Consider the following 20,748-nt stretch of genomic DNA (forward strand, 5'->3'; position numbering starts at 1 on the left):
CCGGTCCTGCGCGCCTGCGCAGGACTGAAATCGGTTGACACATCTCTGTCACTTTCGCATAACTATTTGCTTTAAGTCGATAAGCAAGGGGCGGATCCGGGCTATGTACCCGATCGGCCTGGCGCGATTTCAACCACGCGGGAGGTAGCTGTTGCAACGAGCACGATGTTATTTATTGGGAGAACGCGCTGTCGTGCTGGAGCTGGAACCGCCGGTTTCGCTGGAGAGTCAGCAGCGTATCTGGGGACTGAACCAGCGGCTGCAATCGTATGATAGCGTGCTGGAGGTGATCCCCGGCATGAACAACATCACGCTGATCCTGCGCGACCCCCAGCAGAATGCGCTGGACGCCATCGAACGGCTGCAACGCTGGTGGGAAGAGAGCGACGCGCAGCTGCCAGAGTCACGTCAGGTCGCGATTCCGGTGATTTACGGCGGCGAGGCGGGGCCCGATCTCGCGGTTGTGGCAGACCAGGCCGGGCTGACGCCCCGTCAGGTCGTGGAGCTGCACAGCAGCAGCGAATATGTCGTCTTCTTTATCGGCTTCCAGCCTGGATTTCCCTACCTTGGCGGGCTGGATCCGCGTCTGCACACGCCGCGCCGGGCGGAACCCAGAGTCAGTGTGCCTGCCGGATCGGTAGGTATTGGCGGCAGCCAGACCGGCGTCTACCCGCTCGCCTCACCAGGTGGCTGGCAGCTGATTGGCCAGACGCGCACGGCGCTGTTTGATCCGCAACGGCAACCGCCCGTTCTGCTCCGTCCCGGCGACCGCGTGCGCTTTGTGCCACAGCAGGAGGGCGTATGTTAAACATTCTGCGCGCCGGTCTGGCCGCCACTCTTCAGGATGCGGGACGCTACGGCTGGCGTCAGTTCGGGATCAGTCCGGGCGGCGTTCTGGATCAGCCCGCGATGCTGACCGCTAACATGCTGGTGGGCAATGCCCCGGACAGCGCTGTGCTGGAGATCGTGCTTGGCCAGTTCAGAGCCGAGTTTACCCGCGACGGCTGGTTTGCACTGACGGGGGCAGGGTGTCAGGCGCAGCTTGACGATAAGCCGGTCTGGACGGGCTGGCGTACCCCGGTGAAGCGGGGCCAGGTCCTGTCGCTGGCGATGCCGCTGCGCGGCATGCGCAGCTATCTGGCGGTGCAGGGCGGTTTTGCTATCCCTGCCATGCTGGGGTCTGCCAGCACCGACCTTAAAGCGCAGTTTGGCGGATTTCATGGACGCATCCTGCGGGATGGCGATCATCTGCCGCTGGGTAAACCGACGCGCCAGTTCGACCGTCAGGCTGGCGTGCGGCAACTGCTCTGGGGCAACCGCATTCGCGCACTGCCTGGCCCTGAGTATCACGAATTCAGCCGCGAAGCGCAGCAGGCTTTCTGGCGTACGGGGTGGAAGCTCAGCCCGCAGAGCAACCGTATGGGCTACCGGCTGGAGGGCCGCAAACTTGAGCGTGAAAGCCCGCGTGAACTGCTGTCACACGGGGTGATGCCGGGCGTGATTCAGGTGCCGCCCAACGGACAGCCTATTGTGCTGATGGCCGATGCACAGACCACCGGCGGCTATCCGCGTATCGCGTCGGTCATCGAAGCCGATCTCTATCACCTGGCGCAAATCCGGCTGGGTGAGCCAATTCACTTTATTCACTGCACCCTGCCGGACGCGATGCTGGCGCGTCAGCATCAGCAGCGCGCACTGGATCAGATGATGTGGGGACTCAATGAAGATTGATTTAAATGCCGACCTGGGCGAGGGCTGCGCCAGCGACCAGGCGCTACTGCAACGGGTGAGTTCGGCCAATATCGCCTGTGGTTTTCACGCCGGTGATGCACAGACCATGCTGCAGTCGGTGCGCTGGGCGCAGGCTGCCGGTGTCGCGATTGGGGCGCATCCCGCCTTTCCCGACCGGGAGAACTTTGGCCGCAGCGCCATGCAGCTTCCGCCGGAAACGGTCTACGCCCAGATGATCTACCAGGTCGGGGCGCTGAAGGCGCTGGCAGAAAGCGAAGGTGCGCGGCTGGTTCATGTTAAGCCGCACGGGATGCTGTACAACCAGGCCGCAGCGGATCCGGTGCTGGCTGACGCGATCGCCCGTGCCATCCGTGCGGTCGATAATCAGCTGATCCTGGTAGGGCTGGCTAGTAGCGAATCGATTCGTGCCGCAGCCCACTACGGCTTGCGCACGCGGGAAGAGGTTTTTGCCGATCGTGGCTATCTCCGTTCCGGCGCGCTGGTGCCGCGTAGTGAACCCGGCGCGCTGATTGAAGATGAGCAGCAGGCGATCGATCAGACGCTGACGATGGTGCAGCAGGGCAGGGTAAAAAGTATCACGGGAGAATGGGTGGCAGTGAACGCACAGACCGTCTGCCTGCATGGCGACGGCGCGCATGCGCTGCAGTTTGCGCAGCAGTTATGTGAGGCGTTTACCCGTCAGCAGATTCGCGTCACCAGTGACTGAATAATCATCTTTAACCCGGCTTATGCCGGGTTTTTCACTCTGAGGGGAAAAGCATGGAGAGTGCAGTCAATCTCTGGCCGTTACTGGGCATTGCCGCCATCGTAATCGGCTTCGTATTACGTTTTAATCCGGTGCTGGTGGTGATTATTGCCGGATTTGTCACCGGGCTGGCCGCCATGATGCCGCTGGCAGACATTCTGGAAAAGCTGGGCGCGGGTTTTCTTAACACCCGTAACCTGCCGCTGATCCTGCTGCTGCCGCTGGCGGTGATTGGCCTGCTGGAGCGTCACGGGCTGAAAGAGCGGGCTCAGGCATGGATTGCGCAGATTAAAACAGCCACTGCTGGCCGTCTGCTGATCGTCTATCTGTTTGTGCGCGAAATCACCGCCGCGCTGGGCCTGACCAGCCTTGGCGGCCATCCGCAGATGGTGCGCCCGCTGCTGGCGCCGATGGCAGAAGGCGCGACAGAAAACCGCTACGGCGAGATTACGCCTGAATTGCGCCATCGGCTGCGCGCGATGTCGGCGGCAACCGACAACGTGGGCCTGTTCTTTGGCGAGGATATCTTCGTCGCCTTTGGCGCGATTATCTTCATGCATAACTTCATGCAGGAGTCCGCTGGTATTCAGACCGAACCGCTGCACATCGCGCTGTGGGGCATCCCGACCGCCGTGGCCGCGTTCCTGATCCACTCGGCCCGCCTGGTCCGGCTGGACCGCCAGCTGGCGCGTGAGCTGCAGCGGCTCAACGGTCAGGCGCTGAAAGCCAAAGGAGGTGCATAATGTTCCAGCAACAGTATCTGATGTGGCTGGCAGGCATCCTGCTGCTGGTGGTGGCGATACTCTCCTGGCGTGACAGCGCGAATCCGCGCCGTCTGACGACCGGCCTGTTCTGGGCATTGTATGGCCTGATATTTCTTATCGGTGACTGGACGGCGGATCTGCTGAGCCTGGGGATGGGCTCGGCGGCGGCAGGCACCCGCACGCTGCACATCGCGGTCGGGGTCGTCGTGGTGATTATGGCGCTGATTGCGGGCCTGGGTGGCGTCCGGCTGGGCCGCTATCATCAGCGCAGCGAAGAGGAGAAGCAGGCCAGTGCGCAGCGTCTGCGCAATAAACTCTTCCTGCCCGCGCTGGCGATTCCGGTGGTCACCGTGGTTGGCGTGCTGGCGTTTAACCACATTCCCGGCTTGCAGGATTCGGTATTCGGACCGGGCAATCACGCGACGCTGGTGACGCTCTTTTCGATGATGGTCGGCTGTGTGGCGGGCTGGCTGGTGGCTCTGAAACTGACCCACGAAAAACCGGTGCAGTCGATGCAGGAGACCCGCCGCTTGCTGGATTCGATAGGCTGGGCCTTTATCCTGCCGCAGATCCTCGCCACGCTGGGGCTGCTGTTTACCAGCGCCGGTGTCGGCAGCGCGATTTCGCATCTGACCCAGACCTGGCTGGCGGTAGACAATCGACTGATTGCGGTCATCGTTTATGCCGTGGGCATGGCGCTGTTAACGATGATCATGGGCAACGCCTTCGCCGCATTTCCGATTATTACCGCAGGCGTCGGTATCCCGATTCTGGTGTTGCAGCACGGCGGCAACCCGGCGGTGATGGCGGCGATTGGGATGTTCTCCGGCTACTGTGGCACGCTGATGACGCCGATGGCGGCCAATTTTAATATTGTCCCGGCGGCGCTGCTGGAGTTGCCTGACCGAAACGCGGTGATCAGGGCTCAGATCCCAACCGGTGTGCTACTGTTAATCGTTAATATTTTTCTGCTCTATTTCCTGATGTTTCTGTGAGGCAGCATGAAAACGGTCCTGATAACGGCCTTTGAGCCTTTTGGCGGTGAAACGATTAATCCATCCTGGGAAGCGGTGCAGAGGCTGGAGGGCAAAGAGATTGGCGGAGCGAAGATCGTCATCCGCCAGTTGCCCGTGGTCTTCCGTGAGGTCCTTGGCGTGCTGAATCAGGCGCTGACGGAAATCAATCCGGATGCGGTGCTCTCCGTGGGGCAGGCGGGCGGTCGCAGCGACATTACCGTCGAGCGTATCGGTATCAATGTTGATGACGCCCGTATCCCGGATAACAGCGGGCATCAGCCAGTCGATGAACCGGTGGTGGCTGGCGGTCCGGCCGCCTATTTTTCGCGGCTGCCGATTAAAGCGGTCGTCTCTGCTTTACGGGAGGCGGGCATTCCGGCGTCAGTGTCGCAGACGGCGGGCACCTTTACCTGTAACCGGGTGATGTACGGCCTGCTGCACTGGCTTCAGCAGCAGGAGAGCCCGGCGCGGGGCGGCTTTATCCATATTCCTTATCTGCCTGAACAGGCGGCGCAGCACCCCGGCGCGCCGAGCATGGCGCTGGCGACCATTATTCAGGCGCTGGAAATCGCCGTACGGGTCACGCTGGAAACCGGTGACGACATTAAACAGGCTGGCGGTGCCACCCACTAAGAGGATGAACGATGCCTGAAGGACCGGAAATCCGCCGCGTGGCGGATAAGCTCGAAGCCGCCATTGTGGGGCAGCCGTTAACAGAAGCGTGGTTCGCATTTCCGCAGCTCAAGACCTATGAGCCGGCGTTGATTGGTGAGCAGGTGCAGGCGATTGAAACGCGAGGCAAGGCGCTGCTGACACATTTCAGCAATGGCCTGACACTTTACAGCCATAACCAGCTCTATGGCATCTGGCGGATTGTGAAACCCGATACCGAACTCAACACTACCCGCCAGCTGCGGGTGCGGCTGGCGACGGCAGGTAAAGCGATTCTGCTCTACAGCGCCTCCGATATTGAACTGCTCAATGCCGATACCCTGGCGGCGCACCCATTTCTGAATCGTATCGGCCCGGATGTGCTGAGCAGTGCGCTGACTGTGGAAGAGGTGCGCGAGCGGCTGCTGTCGCCTCGTTTCCGTCGTCGGCAGTTCAGCGGTCTGCTGCTGGATCAGGCGTTTCTGGCCGGGCTGGGTAACTACCTGCGCGCTGAAATTCTCTGGCTGGCGCAGCTGCTGCCATACCATCGGGCACAGGACCTGAGTGAGGATCAGCTGACGGCATTCAGCGAGGCGCTGCTTTCGGTGCCGCGTCACGCCTACCGGATGCGGGGCACCATGAAAAAATATCATGAGGAAGCGGCGTTTCAGTTTGAAGTTTTTCATCGGCAGGGTAAGAAGTGCCGGCGCTGTGGCACGCTGGTTGAGAAAGGTACGCTGTCGTCACGGCCGTTTTACTGGTGTCCGGGTTGCCAGAGATAGAAAGGAGCGGGTGAGGGTAGAAACAGGCAGCTGTAAGACCGAGCCTGCTCAGGAAACACGGTCAGATCGGAAAGACGCTAAAGCCGTCATCCATGACATGGTCGGCCCGCGCCATCCCTGGCGCGAGACGCTTTCCTCTTCTGACCGTGTTTCCTGCGCGTTGAACTTATTCGTTGCGGCCAGCTTCACCCCTATACAGGCCAATTGTCTGAGCGGAAATTTCTCTCCGCTATCGACCGAATCTTACTTCTTCAGCTGAGAGCTGAATTCGCGCTCGGTATAACCGGTGTAAAGCTGGCGCGGACGGGCAATCTTCATGCCTTCGTCGTGCATTTCTTTCCAGTGTGCGATCCAGCCAACGGTACGGGCCATCGCGAAGATCACCGTAAACATGGAGGAAGGAATCCCCATCGCTTTCAGGATAATACCGGAGTAGAAGTCCACGTTTGGATAGAGTTTACGCTCGATGAAGTAGGGGTCGTTCAGCGCAATGTGTTCCAGCTCCATCGCCACTTCCAGCAGGTCATCCTTCATACCCAGCTCGTTCAGGACTTCATGGCAGGTATCACGCATCACGGTCGCACGTGGATCGTAGTTTTTGTAAACGCGGTGACCAAAGCCCATCAGACGGAAAGAGTCATTCTTGTCTTTGGCGCGTTTCACAAACTCCGGAATGTGCTCAACGGTGCTGATCTCTTCCAGCATACGCAGAGTCGCTTCGTTGGCACCACCGTGCGCCGGTCCCCACAGGGAGGCGATACCCGCCGCGATACAGGCAAACGGATTCGCGCCGCTTGAACCCGCGGTACGGACGGTCGAAGTTGAGGCGTTCTGCTCATGGTCCGCATGCAGGATCAGAATGCGGTCCATTGCGCGTTCCAGTACCGGATTAACTTTGTACTCTTCGCACGGCGTGGCGAACATCATGTGCAGGAAGTTACCCGCATAAGAGAGATCATTGCGCGGATAGACAAAAGGCTGGCCAATAGAATATTTGTAACACATTGCCGCCATGGTCGGCATCTTCGAAAGCAGACGGAATGCCGCGATTTCACGATGGCGCTCAATGTTTACATCCAGTGAATCGTGGTAAAACGCTGCCAGTGCGCCGGTCACACCGCACATTACTGCCATCGGGTGAGAGTCACGACGGAAGCCGTGGAACAGACGGGTAATCTGCTCATGAATCATCGTGTGGCGGGTAACGGTGGTACGGAACTCCTCGAACTGCTTCTGATCGGGCGCTTCACCATTCAGCAGGATGTAACAGACTTCCAGATAGTTAGAGTGGGTGGCCAGCTCAGAAATCGGGAAACCACGATGCAGCAGGATGCCTTCATCACCATCGATGAAGGTGATTTTAGATTCGCAGGACGCTGTAGAAGTGAAACCGGGATCGAAGGTGAACAGGCCACTTGAACCCAGAGCGCGGACATCAACCACATCCTGGCCCAGCGTGCCCTTCAGCACGTCCAGCTCTACAGATGTTCCATCTTGCAGGGTTAGCGTTACTTTTTTATCTGTCATTTTCGTCTCCATAGCGCCTTATGTAGGTAAGGATCTTTAGACACCTGAAACGCGTTCATGTTGCGGTTGGCAAAACTGCACAATGTCACTCTGCAGGGGTGAAGCGGGTGCAGGGTACAGAGTGAGCGGCGCGTTCCAGGAAGGAACCGGTGAGCCATGGACATGCTGCATATCGCGGTTGTTAAAGATCCGGTCAGGATATAACTTCTTGGTAACCAATAACCTGATGCTTTTTAATGCTCATTATCGCAATGTTACATAACTTGCGCTTAGGGGAAAGTGTATCCCCATAACTTTTGTGCATCATAGGAATTTACAGGCTTAGTTTGTAACTGAATTGTTGAACTATTGTCAAATCAGATAATTAAAATTGTATCAATTGTGAAAATCGTGAGTCCGATCACTGTTCTACCCAAAATATACCAAAGAGTTTGTAGGGGAATTGTAATCAGAATGTGATCCTCTTATACTTCCGCCAGGTCTCCGGAACACCCTGACACCAGGAGCCACCCAGCGTTTATTACCGCGTCACTTAACACTGGATGTTGCTTTTTTGGTGACGGTTAAAGTCTGCCACGCGTTGTGATTAGACTCCGCCTCAGGTCCGGAGGAAGCAAAATAAAAAAGGCTGTGTGGGCAAAACCGTGAAAAAACAAAGACCTGTCAACTTGGATCTCTCGACGATCCGGTTTCCCGTTACTGCAATATCGTCCATTCTTCACCGCGTCTCCGGCGTAATCACCCTGGTTGCCATAGGCATCCTGCTGTGGCTGCTCGGTCTCTCTCTCTCCTCTCCTGAAGGTTTCCAGCATGCTGCGTCCATTATGGATGGCTTCTTCGCGAAGTTCATCATGTGGGGCATCCTGACTGCGCTGGCCTATCACGCGGTGAGCGGGATTCGTCATATGTTGATGGATTTTGGTTATCTGGCTGAAACGCTGCAGGTTGGTAAGCGCTCAGCTCATATCACTTTTGTGATCACTGTCGTGCTGGCAATTCTGGCGGGAGTCCTCGTATGGTAAGCAATGCATCCGCGTTGGGTCGCAACGGCATTCAGGACTGGCTGCTGCTGCGGGCAACTGCAATTCTCATTACTCTTTACATCGTTTACATCCTCGGTTTCGTAGTGATGAGAGACACGCTGACCTATGACCTGTGGCGTGGCTTCTTCGCTTCTGCCTTCACCAAAGTGTTCACGCTGCTGACGCTGTTCTCTATTCTGATCCACGGCTGGATTGGGATGTGGCAGGTATTAACAGACTACGTTAAATCGCTGCCAACCCGCCTGTTGTTGCAGTTTGTGATTGTCGTGGCGCTGTTGTGGTATGCGATTTATGGCTTTGTTGTGGTGTGGGGTGTGTAAATGAGTTTGCCAATCAGAGAGTTTGATGCCGTGGTGATCGGCGCAGGTGGCGCAGGCATGCGTGCCGCACTGCAAATCTCCCAGGGTGGCCAGAGCTGTGCGCTGCTGTCTAAAGTTTTCCCGACCCGTTCCCACACTGTTTCTGCGCAGGGCGGTATCACCGTTGCGCTGGGTAATACCCATGAAGATAACTGGGAATGGCACATGTATGACACCGTCAAAGGTTCCGACTATATCGGTGACCAGGACGCGATTGAATATATGTGTAAAACCGGCCCGGAAGCGATCCTGGAGCTGGAGCACATGGGCCTGCCATTTTCCCGTCTGGAAGATGGTCGCGTCTATCAGCGTCCGTTTGGCGGCCAGTCGAAGAATTTCGGTGGTGAGCAGGCGGCACGTACGGCGGCCGCTGCTGACCGTACCGGTCACGCCTTACTGCACACCCTTTATCAGCAGAACCTGAAAAACAAAACCACGATTTTCTCAGAGTGGTACGCGCTGGATCTGGTGAAAAACGCCGATGGCGCAGTTGTCGGCTGTACGGCTATCTGCATCGAAACGGGCGAAACGGTCTACTTCAAAGCGAAAGCGACTATTCTGGCGACAGGTGGTGCGGGCCGTATCTATCAGTCAACCACCAATGCCCATATCAATACCGGTGACGGCGTCGGTATGGCACTGCGTGCGGGCGTACCGGTGCAGGATATGGAAATGTGGCAGTTCCATCCGACCGGTATCGCAGGTGCGGGCGTGCTGGTCACCGAAGGCTGCCGTGGTGAGGGTGGCTATCTGCTGAACAAACATGGCGAACGCTTCATGGAGCGCTATGCGCCAAACGCCAAAGATCTGGCGGGCCGTGACGTGGTTGCGCGCTCGATGATGATTGAAATCCGTGAAGGTCGCGGCTGTGACGGTCCGTGGGGCCCGCACATTAAACTGAAACTCGACCATCTGGGTAAAGAGGTGCTGGAATCCCGTCTGCCGGGTATCCTTGAGCTGTCGCGCACCTTTGCACACGCCGATCCGATTAAAGAGCCGATTCCGGTGATCCCGACCTGCCACTACATGATGGGCGGTATCCCGACCAAAGTAACCGGTCAGGCACTGCGCGTGAATGAGCAGGGCGAAGATGTGGTCATCCCGGGCCTGTTCGCCGTCGGCGAAATCGCCTGCGTTTCGGTGCACGGCGCTAACCGTCTGGGCGGCAACTCTCTGCTCGACCTGGTCGTCTTTGGCCGTGCGGCTGGCCTGCATCTGCTGGAGAGTATTCAGGAGCAGGGTGAACTGCGCGATGCCACCGAAGATGAAATCGCCGTGGCGATGGCGCGCTTCAACCGCTGGGAAAACAACACCACCGGTGAAGACCCGGTTGAGATTCGTAAAGCGCTGCAGCGCTGTATGCAGAATAACTTCTCTGTGTTCCGCGAAGGTGAAGCAATGGCGCAGGGACTGGAAGAGCTGAAAGAAATTCGCCAGCGTCTGAAATCAGCCCGTCTGGATGACCGTTCACCGGATTTCAACACGCAGCGTATTGAGTGTCTGGAGCTGGATAACCTGATGGAGACGGCGTATGCCACGGCGGTGGCAGCGAACTATCGCACCGAAAGCCGCGGTGCCCACAGTCGCTTCGACTTCCCGGATCGTGATGATGAAAACTGGCTGTGCCACAGTCTTTATGTCCCGGAAACCGAAAGCATGACGCGCCGTGAGGTGAACATGCAGCCGAAACTGCGCGCGGCCTTCCCGCCGAAAGTGCGTACCTACTAATTTCGGAGACGATCATGAGACTCGAGTTTTCCATTTATCGCTACAATCCGGACGTTGACGACAAGCCACGGATGCAGGATTACACCCTGGAATCGGAAGATGGCCGCGACATGATGCTGCTGGACGCGCTGATTCGCCTGAAAGAGAAAGATCCGACGCTGGCGTTTCGTCGCTCCTGCCGCGAAGGCGTCTGCGGCTCCGATGGCCTGAACATGAACGGCAAAAACGGCCTGGCCTGCATTACGCCGGTTTCAGCCCTGGGCAACGGCAAACAGAAAATTGTTATCCGTCCGTTACCCGGTCTGCCGGTGGTGCGTGACTTGGTCGTAGACATGAGCCAGTTTTATGCGCAATATGAGAAAATTAAGCCTTTCCTGTTGAATAATGGGGAAAATCCGCCAGCACGTGAGCATCTGCAGTCACCGGATGAGCGCGAGCACCTGGATGGCCTGTATGAATGTATTCTTTGTGCCTGCTGCTCTACCTCATGCCCGTCATTCTGGTGGAATCCTGAGAAATTCATTGGCCCTGCCGGTCTGCTGGCTGCGTACCGCTTCCTGATTGACAGCCGCGACACCGAAACCGAGTCGCGCCTCGATAATCTGAATGATGCATTCAGCGTATTCCGCTGCCACAGCATCATGAACTGTGTGAGCGTCTGTCCGAAAGGGCTGAACCCGACACGCGCCATCGGCCATATCAAGTCGATGCTGCTGCAGCGCGGCGCATAGTGACACACTGCCGGGAACCTCAGGTTCCCGGTGTTTTACGGAAACCTCTGTAAGCGCGGTGATGACCACGTTTACAAAGGTTCCCTTACGGGCCACGCGCGCTGCGCAAAGTGCTCGTATCGCTGAACTCACTACGGCAAACCGCGAAAGCGGCAACAAATGAAACCTCAAAAAAGCATAGCAATGCTTAAGGGATCACAATGCAGAACAGCGCGATGAAGCCCTGGCTGGACTCTTCCTGGCTGGCCGGCGCGAATCAGTCTTACATAGAGCAGCTCTATGAGGATTTCCTGACCGATCCTGACTCTGTCGATGCAGTGTGGCGCTCGATGTTCCAACAGTTACCGGGCACCGGAATGAAACCTGAGCAGTTTCACTCCACCACACGTGAGTACTTCCGTCGCCTGGCGAAAGACGCATCTCGTTACACCTCATCTCTCTCCGATCCGGAAACTAACTCCAAGCAAGTGAAAGTGCTGCAGCTGATCAACGCGTTTCGTTTCCGCGGCCATCAGCATGCCAATCTTGATCCGCTCGGCCTGTGGAAACAGGACCGGGTTGCCGATCTTGACCCCGCTTTTCACGATCTGACTGAGGCCGATTTTCAGGAAAGCTTTAACGTCGGCTCTTTCGCCATCGGCAAAGAGACCATGAAGCTGGCCGATCTCTTTGAGGCGCTGACCCAGACGTACTGCGGCTCAATTGGTGCGGAGTATATGCACATCAACAACACGGACGAAAAACGCTGGATTCAGCAGCGTCTGGAGTCTGTCGCGGGCCGTGCAACCTTCAGCAACGACGAGAAAAAAGGTTTCCTGAAAGAGCTGACCGCAGCAGAAGGGCTGGAAAAATACCTGGGCGCGAAATTCCCGGGTGCTAAACGCTTCTCGCTGGAAGGCGGCGATGCGCTGGTGCCCATGCTGCGCGAGATGATTCGTCACGCTGGTAAAAGCGGCACCCGTGAAGTGGTACTGGGAATGGCGCACCGTGGTCGTCTCAACGTGCTGATTAACGTGCTGGGTAAAAAGCCTCAGGATCTGTTCGACGAGTTCGCGGGCAAGCATAAAGAGCATCTTGGCACGGGTGACGTGAAGTACCACATGGGCTTCTCCTCAGACGTGGAAACGGAAGGCGGCCTGGTTCACCTGGCGCTGGCGTTTAACCCGTCACATCTGGAAATCGTCAGCCCGGTAGTCATGGGATCTGTTCGCGCCCGTCTGGATCGTCTGGATGAACCTGCCAGCAATAAAGTATTACCGATCACCATTCACGGTGATGCGGCCGTCATCGGCCAGGGCGTGGTGCAGGAAACCCTGAACATGTCTCAGGCGCGTGGCTATGAAGTGGGCGGTACCGTTCGCATTGTGATCAACAACCAGGTTGGCTTCACTACCTCCAACCCGAAAGATGCGCGTTCAACCCCTTACTGCACCGACATCGGCAAGATGGTGCTGGCTCCGATTTTCCACGTCAACGCGGACGATCCGGAAGCTGTCGCGTTTGTGACCCGTCTGGCGCTCGACTACCGCAACACCTTTAAGCGTGATGTGTTTATCGATCTGGTCTGCTATCGCCGTCATGGTCACAACGAGGCGGATGAGCCAAGTGCGACTCAGCCGCTGATGTACCAGAAAATCAAAAAACACCCGACGCCACGTAAAATTTACGCCGACCGTCTGGAAGGCGAAGCCATCGCCACCCAGGAAGATGCGACCGAGATGGTCAATCTTTATCGCGACGCGCTGGATGCGGGCGAGTGTGTGGTGCCGGAATGGCGTCCGATGAGCCTGCACTCCTTTACCTGGTCGCCTTACCTGAACCATGAGTGGGACGAGCCTTATCCGGCCCAGGTCGAGATGAAACGTCTTAAGGAGCTGGCGCTGCGTATCAGCCAGGTGCCTGAAGAAGTCGAAGTGCAGTCGCGTGTTGCCAAAATTTACAACGACCGTCGTCTGATGGCCGAAGGCGAGAAAGCTTTTGACTGGGGCGGCGCGGAAAACCTGGCCTACGCCACGCTGGTGGATGAGGGCATTCCGGTGCGTCTGTCGGGCGAAGATAGTGGTCGCGGCACCTTCTTCCATCGTCATGCGGTGATCCACAACCAGTCAAACGGTTCAACCTATACCCCTCTGCACCATGTGCATAGCGGTCAGGGTCAGTTCAAAGTGTGGGACTCCGTGCTTTCTGAAGAGGCGGTGCTGGCATTCGAATATGGCTACGCCACCGCAGAGCCGCGCATCCTGACCATCTGGGAAGCGCAGTTTGGTGACTTCGCCAACGGCGCTCAGGTTGTTATTGACCAGTTCATCAGCTCTGGCGAGCAGAAGTGGGGCCGGATGTGTGGTCTGGTCATGCTGCTGCCACACGGCTATGAAGGACAGGGCCCGGAGCACTCCTCGGCGCGTCTGGAACGCTATCTGCAACTTTGCGCTGAGCAGAACATGCAGGTCTGCGTGCCGTCCACGCCAGCGCAGGTTTACCACATGCTGCGTCGTCAGGCGCTGCGCGGTATGCGTCGTCCACTGATTGTGATGTCACCGAAATCGCTGCTGCGTCACCCGCTGGCGATCTCCACGCTGGATGAGCTGGCAAATGGCAGCTTCCAGCCCGCCATTGGTGAAATCGACGATCTGGATCCGCAGGGCGTTAAACGTGTCGTGCTCTGTTCCGGTAAAGTCTATTACGACCTGCTGGAGCAGCGTCGTAAAAACGAGCAGACCGATGTGGCTATCGTGCGCATCGAGCAGCTTTATCCATTCCCGCATCCGGCGGTGCAGGAAGCATTAAAAGCGTATTCTCACGTACAGGACTTTGTCTGGTGCCAGGAAGAGCCGCTGAATCAGGGCGCCTGGTATTGCAGTCAGCATCACTTCCGTGAAGTTGTGCCGTTTGGCGCCACTTTACGTTATGCCGGCCGCCCGGCCTCGGCTTCACCGGCCGTGGGTTACATGTCCGTACACCAACAACAGCAGCAAGACCTGGTTAATGACGCGCTGAACGTTAATTAATTAAAAGGAAAGATAATGAGTAGCGTAGATATTCTCGTTCCCGACCTGCCTGAATCGGTTGCCGATGCCTCAGTGGCAACCTGGCACAAAAAACCAGGCGATGCCGTCACTCGCGATGAAGTGCTGGTTGAAATCGAAACCGATAAAGTGGTGCTGGAAGTGCCAGCCGCTGCGGACGGTATCCTGGAAGCCGTTCTGGAAGAAGAGGGCGCCACCGTCACATCCCGCCAGATCCTGGGTCGCCTGAAAGAGGGCAACAGTGCCGGTAAAGAGACCAGCGCAAAATCTGAAAGCAAAGAGTCGACTCCGGCTCAGCGTCAGACTGCGTCTCTGGAAGAAGAGAGCAACGATGCACTCAGCCCGGCGATTCGCCGCCTGATTGCCGAACACAACCTGGATGCTTCGCAGATTAAAGGCAGCGGTGTGGGCGGACGTCTGACCCGCGAAGATGTTGAAAAACATCTGGCGAATGCACCGAAGGCCAGCGCTGCCGCGCCGGCAGCGGACACTGCGGCGGTACAGCAGCCTGTTGCCAATCGCAGCGAAAAACGCGTGCCGATGACCCGTCTGCGCAAGCGCGTGGCCGAGCGTCTGCTGGAAGCGAAAAACAGCACCGCGATGCTGACGACCTTCAACGAAATCAACATGAAGCCGATCATGGATCTGCGCAAGCAGTATGGTGAGGCGTTCGAGAAGCGTCACGGCGTGCGTCTGGGCTTTATGTCTTTCTACCTGAAAGCGGTCGTTGAAGCGCTGAAACGCTATCCGGAAGTGAATGCGTCTATCGATGGTGAAGATGTGGTTTACCACAACTACTTCGATGTCAGCATCGCTGTCTCCACGCCGCGTGGCCTGGTCACACCGGTTCTGCGTGATGTGGATGCGCTGAGCATGGCGGACATCGAGAAGAAAATTAAAGAGCTGGCGGTGAAAGGCCGTGATGGCAAGCTGACCGTGGAAGACCTGACCGGCGGTAACTTCACCATTACCAATGGCGGCGTCTTTGGTTCGCTGATGTCCACCCCGATCATCAACCCACCGCAGAGCGCCATCCTGGGTATGCACGCTATCAAAGATCGCCCGATGGCGGTCAATGGTCAGGTTGTGGTGCTGCCTATGATGTACCTGGCACTCTCTTATGACCACCGTCTGATCGATGGCCGCGAATCAGTAGGTTATCTGGTTGCAGTGAAAGAGATGCTGGAAGATCCGGCGCGCCTGCTGCTGGATGTCTGATTTTTACCGGGCGCGCCCTGCGCGCCCAACCTCATTACTCTTTTCAGACCTGAATGGATAGAACATCATGAACTTACACGAATACCAGGCGAAACAGCTGTTTGCACGGTATGGCATGCCGGCACCAACGGGTTACGCCTGTACTACACCACGTGAAGCGGAAGAAGCAGCCTCTAAAATTGGCGCAGGCCCGTGGGTAGTTAAATGTCAGGTTCATGCCGGTGGCCGCGGTAAAGCGGGCGGTGTGAAAGTGGTTAACAGCAAAGAAGAGATCCGTGCTTTTGCTGAAAACTGGCTGGGCAAGCGTCTGGTGACCTACCAGACAGATGCAAACGGTCAGCCGGTTAACCAGATTCTGGTTGAAGCGGCGACAGATATCGATCAGGAGCTCTACCTGGGTGCCGTAGTCGATCGTGCGACGCGTCGCGTGATTTTCATGGCCTCGACCGAAGGCGGCGTGGAAATCGAGAAAGTTGCGGAAGAAACCCCGCACCTGATCCACAAAATGGCACTGGATCCGCTGACCGGCCCGCAGCCTTATCAGGGTCGCGAACTGGCCTTTAAACTGGGCCTGACCGGTAAGCTGGTAGGCCAGTTCACTAAGATCTTCATGGGTCTGGCGACCCTGTTCCTGGAGCGCGATCTGGCGATGGTTGAAATCAACCCGCTGGTCATCACCAAACAGGGCGATCTGATCTGTCTGGATGGCAAACTGGGTGCCGATGGCAATGCCCTGTTCCGTCAGCCAGAGCTGCGCGAAATGCGCGATCCAAGCCAGGAAGATCCGCGTGAAGCTCATGCAACACAGTGGGAACTGAACTATGTTGCGCTGGAAGGCAACATCGGTTGTATGGTTAACGGCGCAGGCCTGGCGATGGGTACCATGGATATCGTTAAGCACCACGGCGGTCAGCCAGCCAACTTCCTGGATGTCGGCGGCGGCGCAACCAAAGAGCGCGTAACCGAAGCCTTCAAAATCATCCTGTCTGACGATGCGGTGAAAGCCGTCTTCGTGAACATCTTCGGCGGTATTGTACGCTGCGACCTGATTGCTGACGGCATCATCGGCGCCGTCGCTGAAGTGGGTGTGAACGTGCCGGTAGTGGTACGTCTGGAAGGTAACAACGCCGAGCTGGGCGCCCAGAAACTGGCGGACAGCGGTCTGAACATCATTGCAGCAACCAGCCTGACAGACGCCGCACAGCGTGTTGTTGCTGCCGCGGAGGGTAAATAATGTCCATTCTGATCGACAAAAACACCAAAGTCATCTGCCAGGGTTTCACTGGCGGCCAGGGGACTTTCCACTCTGAGCAGGCGCTGGCCTATGGTACGCAGCTGGTTGGCGGCGTGACCCCGGGTAAAGGCGGCACCACCCATCTTGGCCTGCCGGTGTTTAACACCGTGCGCGAGGCGGTAGAAGCGACTGGCGCTACTGCCACCGTGATCTACGTTCCGGCGCCGTTCTGCAAAGATGGCATCCTGGAAGCGATCGAAGCGGGCATCAAACTGATCATTACCATCACCGAAGGTATCCCGACGCTGGATATGCTGACCGTGAAAATGAAACTGGATGAAGCTGGCGTGCGGATGATCGGTCCAAACTGTCCGGGCGTCATTACCCCTGGCGAATGTAAAATCGGCATCATGCCTGGCCACATTCACCAGCCGGGCCGCGTGGGTATCGTTTCCCGTTCCGGTACCCTGACGTATGAAGCGGTGAAACAGACCACGGATATCGGTTACGGTCAGTCCACCTGCGTCGGCATCGGCGGTGACCCGATCCCAGGTTCTAACTTCATCGACATCCTGAAAATGTTCCAGGACGATCCGCAGACGGAAGCGATCGTCATGATCGGTGAGATCGGCGGCAGCGCAGAAGAAGAAGCCGCAGCCTTCATCAAAGAGCACGTGACTAAGCCCGTCGTCGGCTATATCGCGGGTGTGACCGCGCCGAAAGGCAAGCGTATGGGTCATGCCGGTGCGATCATCGCCGGGGGCAAAGGCACCGCAGATGAGAAGTTTGCTGCACTGGAAGCCGCAGGCGTGAAAACCGTTCGCAGCCTGGCGGACATCGGTGACGCGGTGAAAGCCGTTTTACCTGCTCGCTGAATCTGATTGACGGATGTTAAGAAGCCACCTTCGGGTGGCTTTTTTTATGGGCGGAACGGACAAACAGACGGGCACTGGCAGCGAGAAGCGGGGCTGTCAGATGACCATGGTGTCATCTATTACGTTAACAGATAGTGGCGTGAGTAAACTATTTACTCATTTCAGATTTCATTAATGACATCTTATTAACAAGAAACCGACCTGACTCGATCTGGAAACTTATTGCGTTAATCCAGATCAATTAATCACGATTTATATCCAACTATAGTGCTGGCAAAGCGCAGCGTTAAAGGCGTAAATTGCGCTGCATCAATCCAGCCTTTTACACAGATTTTCAAACGTCTGCTCAGCCCGGGATGACACCCGCTTTTCTCCTGTTTAAGCACGCGTTCATGAAAGCGCGGATTGACAATTCTCAGAGCTGCCTTATTCACGACTTGCCTGGTCAGGCAGCTCATAGTCCTGTTCTGCGGGTCATAAAAACCGGAATTAATAAACAGTCGTTCCTGACTCTGATTACGTCCGATTTCATCGCGTGCGTGATGGAGACAAAGCGAGGAGCAAGGAGTCTTTATGTTAGATATCGTCGAGCTGTCGCGGTTACAGTTTGCCTTAACGGCGATGTACCATTTTCTGTTCGTCCCTTTAACGCTCGGCATGGCGTTTTTACTGGCGATTATGGAAACGGTTTATGTCCTGAGCGGCAAACAGATTTATAAAGATATGACCAAATTCTGGGGCAAGTTATTCGGCATTAACTTTGCGCTGGGTGTGGCCACCGGCCTGACCATGGAATTTCAGTTCGGGACAAACTGGTCATATTACTCTCACTATGTCGGTGATATCTTCGGCGCGCCGCTCGCTATTGAAGGGCTGATGGCGTTCTTTCTGGAATCCACCTTTGTTGGCCTGTTTTTCTTTGGCTGGGATCGCCTGGGTAAAGTGCAGCATCTGGCCGTTACCTGGCTGGTCGCACTGGGTTCAAACATGTCTGCCCTGTGGATTCTGGTCGCCAACGGCTGGATGCAAAACCCCATCGCCTCTGAATTCAATTTCGAAACCATGCGTATGGAGATGGTGAGCTTCTCCCAGCTGGTACTGAATCCGGTGGCGCAGGTGAAATTCGTTCACACCGTGGCGGCAGGTTACACCACCGGGGCGATGTTTATTCTCGGCATCAGCGCCTGGTACATGCTGAAAGGTCGCGACCTCGCTTTCGCAAAACGCTCGTTTGCTATCGCGGCCAGTTTTGGGATGGCGGCGGTACTTTCTGTGATTCTGCTGGGTGACGAATCAGGCTATGAAATGGGGGATGTGCAGAAAACCAAGCTGGCCGCGATTGAAGCGGAGTGGGATACCCAGCCGGCACCTGCCTCTTTTACCCTCTTTGGCCTGCCTGATCAGGCGACACAGGAGAACCGCTATGCCGTGCAGATCCCCTGGCTGCTGGGCCTGATCGCCACCCGTTCCGTCGACAAGCCGGTCACCGGCCTGAAAGATCTGATGACACAGCATGAACTCCGCATCCGCAACGGCATGAAAGCGTACGCCCTGCTGAATGCGCTGCGCAGTGGCAACCAGGATCCGGCAGTGCGTGACGCCTTTAATCAGCATAAACAGGATCTGGGTTACGGTCTGCTGCTGAAACGCTATACCGACAATGTGGCAGATGCGACAGAAGCGCAGATTAAACAGGCGACGCAGGACTCTATTCCGCGCGTGGCGCCGCTCTACTTCGCGTTCCGCATCATGGTGCTGTGTGGCGTGCTGCTGCTGGGCATTATCACCCTCTCTTTCTGGAGCGTGATACGTAATCGTGTAGGCAAAAACCGGATGTTACTGAAAGCCGCGCTGTTCGGCATCCCGCTTCCCTGGATTGCCGTCGAGTCGGGCTGGTTCGTGGCGGAATATGGCCGTCAGCCCTGGGCTATCGGTGAGATTCTGCCGACCGCAGTGGCTAACTCCTCTCTCACTACCGGCGATCTGCTGTTCTCGATGATTCTGATCTGCGGGCTTTACACGCTGTTCCTGGTGGCTGAGATGTACCTGATGTTTAAATTTGCCCGTCTGGGGCCGAGCAGCCTGAAAACCGGACGTTATCACCATGAGCAGATCACAACTACCCCTCAGCCGGTGCAGGGATAAGGAGAGCGACCATGTTTGATTATGAAGTTCTGCGCTTTGTCTGGTGGCTGTTGATTGGCGTGCTGCTAATCGGTTTCGCCGTCGCCGATGGTTTTGATATGGGTGTCGGGATGCTGACGCGCATTCTGGGACGGACCGACACCGAACGTCGCATCATGATTAACAGCATTGCCCCGCACTGGGACGGTAACCAGGTCTGGCTGATCACCGCGGGCGGGGCGCTGTTTGCGGCCTGGCCGATGGTTTACGCGGCGGCCTTTTCCGGGTTCTACATGGCGATGATTCTGGTGCTGGCATCGCTGTTCTTCCGCCCGGTCGGCTTCGATTATCGTTCAAAAATCGAAGACACCCGCTGGCGCGGTGCCTGGGACTGGGGCATCTTCGTTGGCAGCTTCGTGCCGCCACTGGTGATCGGCGTAGCGTTCGGCAACCTGCTGCAGGGGGTGCCATTCCATGCCGATGAGTACCTGCGTCTGTTCTACACGGGCAACTTCTTCCAGCTGCTGAATCCGTTCGGACTGCTGGCGGGTGTGGTCAGTGTGGCGATGATTCTGGTGCAGGGCGCAACGTATCTGCAGATGCGTACCACGGGTGAGCTGCATCTGCGCTCGCGCACCGCCGCGCAGCTGGCCGCGCTGGTGATGATGGTCTGTTTTATCCTGGCGGGCGTTTGGGTTAACTATGGCATTCCGGGCTATGTCGTCACCAGCGCGATGGATCACCTTGCCGCCTCTAACCCGCTGGGTAAAACCGTTGTGCGCGAGGCGGGAGCCTGGATGGTCAACTTCCGGCAGCATCCTGTACTGTGGCTGTTCCCGCTACTGGGCGTAGTGCTGCCGCTGCTGACCATCTTCTGCTCGCGGACAGAGAAGGGCGCCTGGGCGTTCCTGTTCTCCTCGCTGACGCTGGCCTGCGTCATCATGACCGCGGGCATTGCGATGTTTCCCTTCATCATGCCTTCCAGCACCGTGCCGGACGTCAGCCTGACGATGTGGGACGCCACCTCCAGCCTGCTGACGCTACAGACTATGACCGTGGCGGCCGTGATTTTCGTGCCGATCATTCTGGCGTATACCAGCTGGTGCTACTGGAAAATGTTTGGCCGTATTACCAAAGAGCAGATAGAAAGCAACAGTCACTCACTCTATTAAT

Annotated in this window: 18 protein-coding genes; 17 read left to right on the forward strand and 1 reads right to left on the reverse strand. The window is 57.0% G+C overall.

Annotated elements, in window-relative coordinates; all coding sequences use genetic code 11:
• Positions 1-151: 151 nt before the first annotated feature.
• Genes pxpB through nei form a run of 7 tightly spaced genes read left to right on the forward strand, consistent with a single transcriptional unit; the run spans position 152 to position 5,710 of the window.
• A complete protein-coding gene (pxpB, locus tag ACLHDD_RS02850) occupies positions 152-808 on the forward strand; it encodes a 5-oxoprolinase subunit PxpB (protein ID WP_427102852.1) in 657 nt (218 codons plus the stop codon).
• Positions 802-1,731 carry a 5-oxoprolinase subunit PxpC gene (pxpC, locus tag ACLHDD_RS02855; RefSeq protein ID WP_427102853.1) on the forward strand — a complete coding sequence of 310 codons (930 nt, stop codon included), beginning with the start codon at positions 802-804 and terminating at the stop codon, positions 1,729-1,731. The genes pxpB and pxpC overlap by 7 nt, the downstream gene beginning before the upstream one ends.
• On the forward strand, positions 1,721-2,458 hold the full coding sequence (gene pxpA, locus ACLHDD_RS02860; protein ID WP_427102854.1) for a 5-oxoprolinase subunit PxpA: 738 nt from the start codon (positions 1,721-1,723) through the stop codon (positions 2,456-2,458). The genes pxpC and pxpA overlap by 11 nt, the downstream gene beginning before the upstream one ends.
• A 53-nt stretch (positions 2,459-2,511) precedes the next feature.
• Positions 2,512-3,240 carry a DUF969 domain-containing protein gene (locus tag ACLHDD_RS02865; protein WP_128085634.1) on the forward strand — a complete coding sequence of 243 codons (729 nt, stop codon included), beginning with the start codon at positions 2,512-2,514 and terminating at the stop codon, positions 3,238-3,240.
• Positions 3,240-4,256, forward strand: a complete 1,017-nt coding sequence (locus ACLHDD_RS02870) for a DUF979 domain-containing protein (protein WP_427102855.1) — start codon at positions 3,240-3,242, stop codon at positions 4,254-4,256. Before ACLHDD_RS02865 ends, ACLHDD_RS02870 begins: the two co-directional genes overlap by 1 nt.
• A gap of 6 nt (positions 4,257-4,262) precedes the next feature.
• Positions 4,263-4,910, forward strand: a complete 648-nt coding sequence (pcp, locus tag ACLHDD_RS02875) for a pyroglutamyl-peptidase I (protein WP_427102856.1) — start codon at positions 4,263-4,265, stop codon at positions 4,908-4,910.
• Positions 4,911-4,921: 11 nt separating this feature from the next.
• Positions 4,922-5,710 carry an endonuclease VIII gene (gene nei, locus ACLHDD_RS02880; RefSeq protein WP_427102857.1) on the forward strand — a complete coding sequence of 263 codons (789 nt, stop codon included), beginning with the start codon at positions 4,922-4,924 and terminating at the stop codon, positions 5,708-5,710.
• Between the two features lie 243 nt (positions 5,711-5,953).
• Here nei and ACLHDD_RS02885 read toward each other — a convergent pair whose 3' ends face one another.
• Entirely contained in the window at positions 5,954-7,237 is a 1,284-nt protein-coding gene (locus ACLHDD_RS02885) for a citrate synthase (RefSeq protein WP_427102858.1), read from the reverse strand.
• Positions 7,238-7,869: 632 nt separating this feature from the next.
• Here ACLHDD_RS02885 and sdhC point away from each other — a divergent pair.
• From sdhC to cydB, 10 genes are all read left to right on the forward strand, one after another.
• A complete protein-coding gene (sdhC, locus tag ACLHDD_RS02890; protein ID WP_009091418.1) occupies positions 7,870-8,259 on the forward strand; it encodes a succinate dehydrogenase cytochrome b556 subunit in 390 nt (129 codons plus the stop codon).
• Positions 8,253-8,600 carry a succinate dehydrogenase membrane anchor subunit gene (gene sdhD / locus ACLHDD_RS02895; protein ID WP_427102859.1) on the forward strand — a complete coding sequence of 116 codons (348 nt, stop codon included), beginning with the start codon at positions 8,253-8,255 and terminating at the stop codon, positions 8,598-8,600. The genes sdhC and sdhD overlap by 7 nt, the downstream gene beginning before the upstream one ends.
• Positions 8,601-10,367 (forward strand): succinate dehydrogenase flavoprotein subunit, encoded by a 1,767-nt coding sequence (gene sdhA, locus ACLHDD_RS02900; RefSeq protein WP_427102860.1) that lies wholly within the window; start codon positions 8,601-8,603, stop codon positions 10,365-10,367. It begins immediately after the preceding gene.
• Between the two features lie 14 nt (positions 10,368-10,381).
• Positions 10,382-11,098: a succinate dehydrogenase iron-sulfur subunit gene (locus tag ACLHDD_RS02905; RefSeq protein ID WP_009091413.1), complete on the forward strand. Its 717-nt coding sequence runs from the start codon at positions 10,382-10,384 to the stop codon at positions 11,096-11,098.
• Positions 11,099-11,298: 200 nt separating this feature from the next.
• On the forward strand, positions 11,299-14,106 hold the full coding sequence (gene sucA / locus ACLHDD_RS02910; protein ID WP_427102861.1) for a 2-oxoglutarate dehydrogenase E1 component: 2,808 nt from the start codon (positions 11,299-11,301) through the stop codon (positions 14,104-14,106).
• Between the two features lie 15 nt (positions 14,107-14,121).
• Complete coding sequence (odhB, locus tag ACLHDD_RS02915) at positions 14,122-15,342, forward strand: 2-oxoglutarate dehydrogenase complex dihydrolipoyllysine-residue succinyltransferase (RefSeq protein ID WP_427102862.1); 1,221 nt, start codon at positions 14,122-14,124, stop codon at positions 15,340-15,342.
• Between the two features lie 67 nt (positions 15,343-15,409).
• A complete protein-coding gene (gene sucC, locus ACLHDD_RS02920) occupies positions 15,410-16,576 on the forward strand; it encodes an ADP-forming succinate--CoA ligase subunit beta (RefSeq protein WP_003853151.1) in 1,167 nt (388 codons plus the stop codon).
• The gene (sucD, locus tag ACLHDD_RS02925; protein WP_111141778.1) at positions 16,576-17,451 is read left to right on the forward strand and encodes a succinate--CoA ligase subunit alpha; all 876 of its coding nucleotides are present in this window, start codon (positions 16,576-16,578) and stop codon (positions 17,449-17,451) included. Before sucC ends, sucD begins: the two co-directional genes overlap by 1 nt.
• Before the next feature lie 573 nt (positions 17,452-18,024).
• The gene (gene cydA / locus ACLHDD_RS02930) at positions 18,025-19,596 is read left to right on the forward strand and encodes a cytochrome ubiquinol oxidase subunit I (protein ID WP_427102863.1); all 1,572 of its coding nucleotides are present in this window, start codon (positions 18,025-18,027) and stop codon (positions 19,594-19,596) included.
• A gap of 11 nt (positions 19,597-19,607) precedes the next feature.
• On the forward strand, positions 19,608-20,747 hold the full coding sequence (gene cydB / locus ACLHDD_RS02935; protein ID WP_427102864.1) for a cytochrome d ubiquinol oxidase subunit II: 1,140 nt from the start codon (positions 19,608-19,610) through the stop codon (positions 20,745-20,747).
• Position 20,748 lies beyond the last annotated feature (1 nt).

It is taken from the genome of Pantoea sp. NSTU24, from assembly GCF_050157905.1.
In the GTDB taxonomy this organism is placed as follows: Bacteria; Pseudomonadota; Gammaproteobacteria; order Enterobacterales; family Enterobacteriaceae; genus Pantoea.

Bases quoted from the DNA above. Each gene is read 5' to 3' on its own strand.
- pxpC (WP_427102853.1), top strand. From the start codon at position 802: ATGTTAAACATTCTGCGCGCCGGTCTGGCCGCCACTCTTCAGGATGCG.
- pxpA (WP_427102854.1), top strand. From the start codon at position 1,721: ATGAAGATTGATTTAAATGCCGACCTGGGCGAGGGCTGCGCCAGCGAC.
- ACLHDD_RS02865 (WP_128085634.1), top strand. From the start codon at position 2,512: ATGGAGAGTGCAGTCAATCTCTGGCCGTTACTGGGCATTGCCGCCATC.
- ACLHDD_RS02870 (WP_427102855.1), top strand. From the start codon at position 3,240: ATGTTCCAGCAACAGTATCTGATGTGGCTGGCAGGCATCCTGCTGCTG.
- pcp (WP_427102856.1), top strand. From the start codon at position 4,263: ATGAAAACGGTCCTGATAACGGCCTTTGAGCCTTTTGGCGGTGAAACG.
- nei (WP_427102857.1), top strand. From the start codon at position 4,922: ATGCCTGAAGGACCGGAAATCCGCCGCGTGGCGGATAAGCTCGAAGCC.
- ACLHDD_RS02885 (WP_427102858.1), bottom strand. From the start codon at position 7,237: ATGACAGATAAAAAAGTAACGCTAACCCTGCAAGATGGAACATCTGTA.
- sdhD (WP_427102859.1), top strand. From the start codon at position 8,253: ATGGTAAGCAATGCATCCGCGTTGGGTCGCAACGGCATTCAGGACTGG.
- sdhA (WP_427102860.1), top strand. From the start codon at position 8,601: ATGAGTTTGCCAATCAGAGAGTTTGATGCCGTGGTGATCGGCGCAGGT.
- ACLHDD_RS02905 (WP_009091413.1), top strand. From the start codon at position 10,382: ATGAGACTCGAGTTTTCCATTTATCGCTACAATCCGGACGTTGACGAC.
- sucA (WP_427102861.1), top strand. From the start codon at position 11,299: ATGCAGAACAGCGCGATGAAGCCCTGGCTGGACTCTTCCTGGCTGGCC.
- odhB (WP_427102862.1), top strand. From the start codon at position 14,122: ATGAGTAGCGTAGATATTCTCGTTCCCGACCTGCCTGAATCGGTTGCC.
- sucC (WP_003853151.1), top strand. From the start codon at position 15,410: ATGAACTTACACGAATACCAGGCGAAACAGCTGTTTGCACGGTATGGC.
- sucD (WP_111141778.1), top strand. From the start codon at position 16,576: ATGTCCATTCTGATCGACAAAAACACCAAAGTCATCTGCCAGGGTTTC.
- cydA (WP_427102863.1), top strand. From the start codon at position 18,025: ATGTTAGATATCGTCGAGCTGTCGCGGTTACAGTTTGCCTTAACGGCG.
- cydB (WP_427102864.1), top strand. From the start codon at position 19,608: ATGTTTGATTATGAAGTTCTGCGCTTTGTCTGGTGGCTGTTGATTGGC.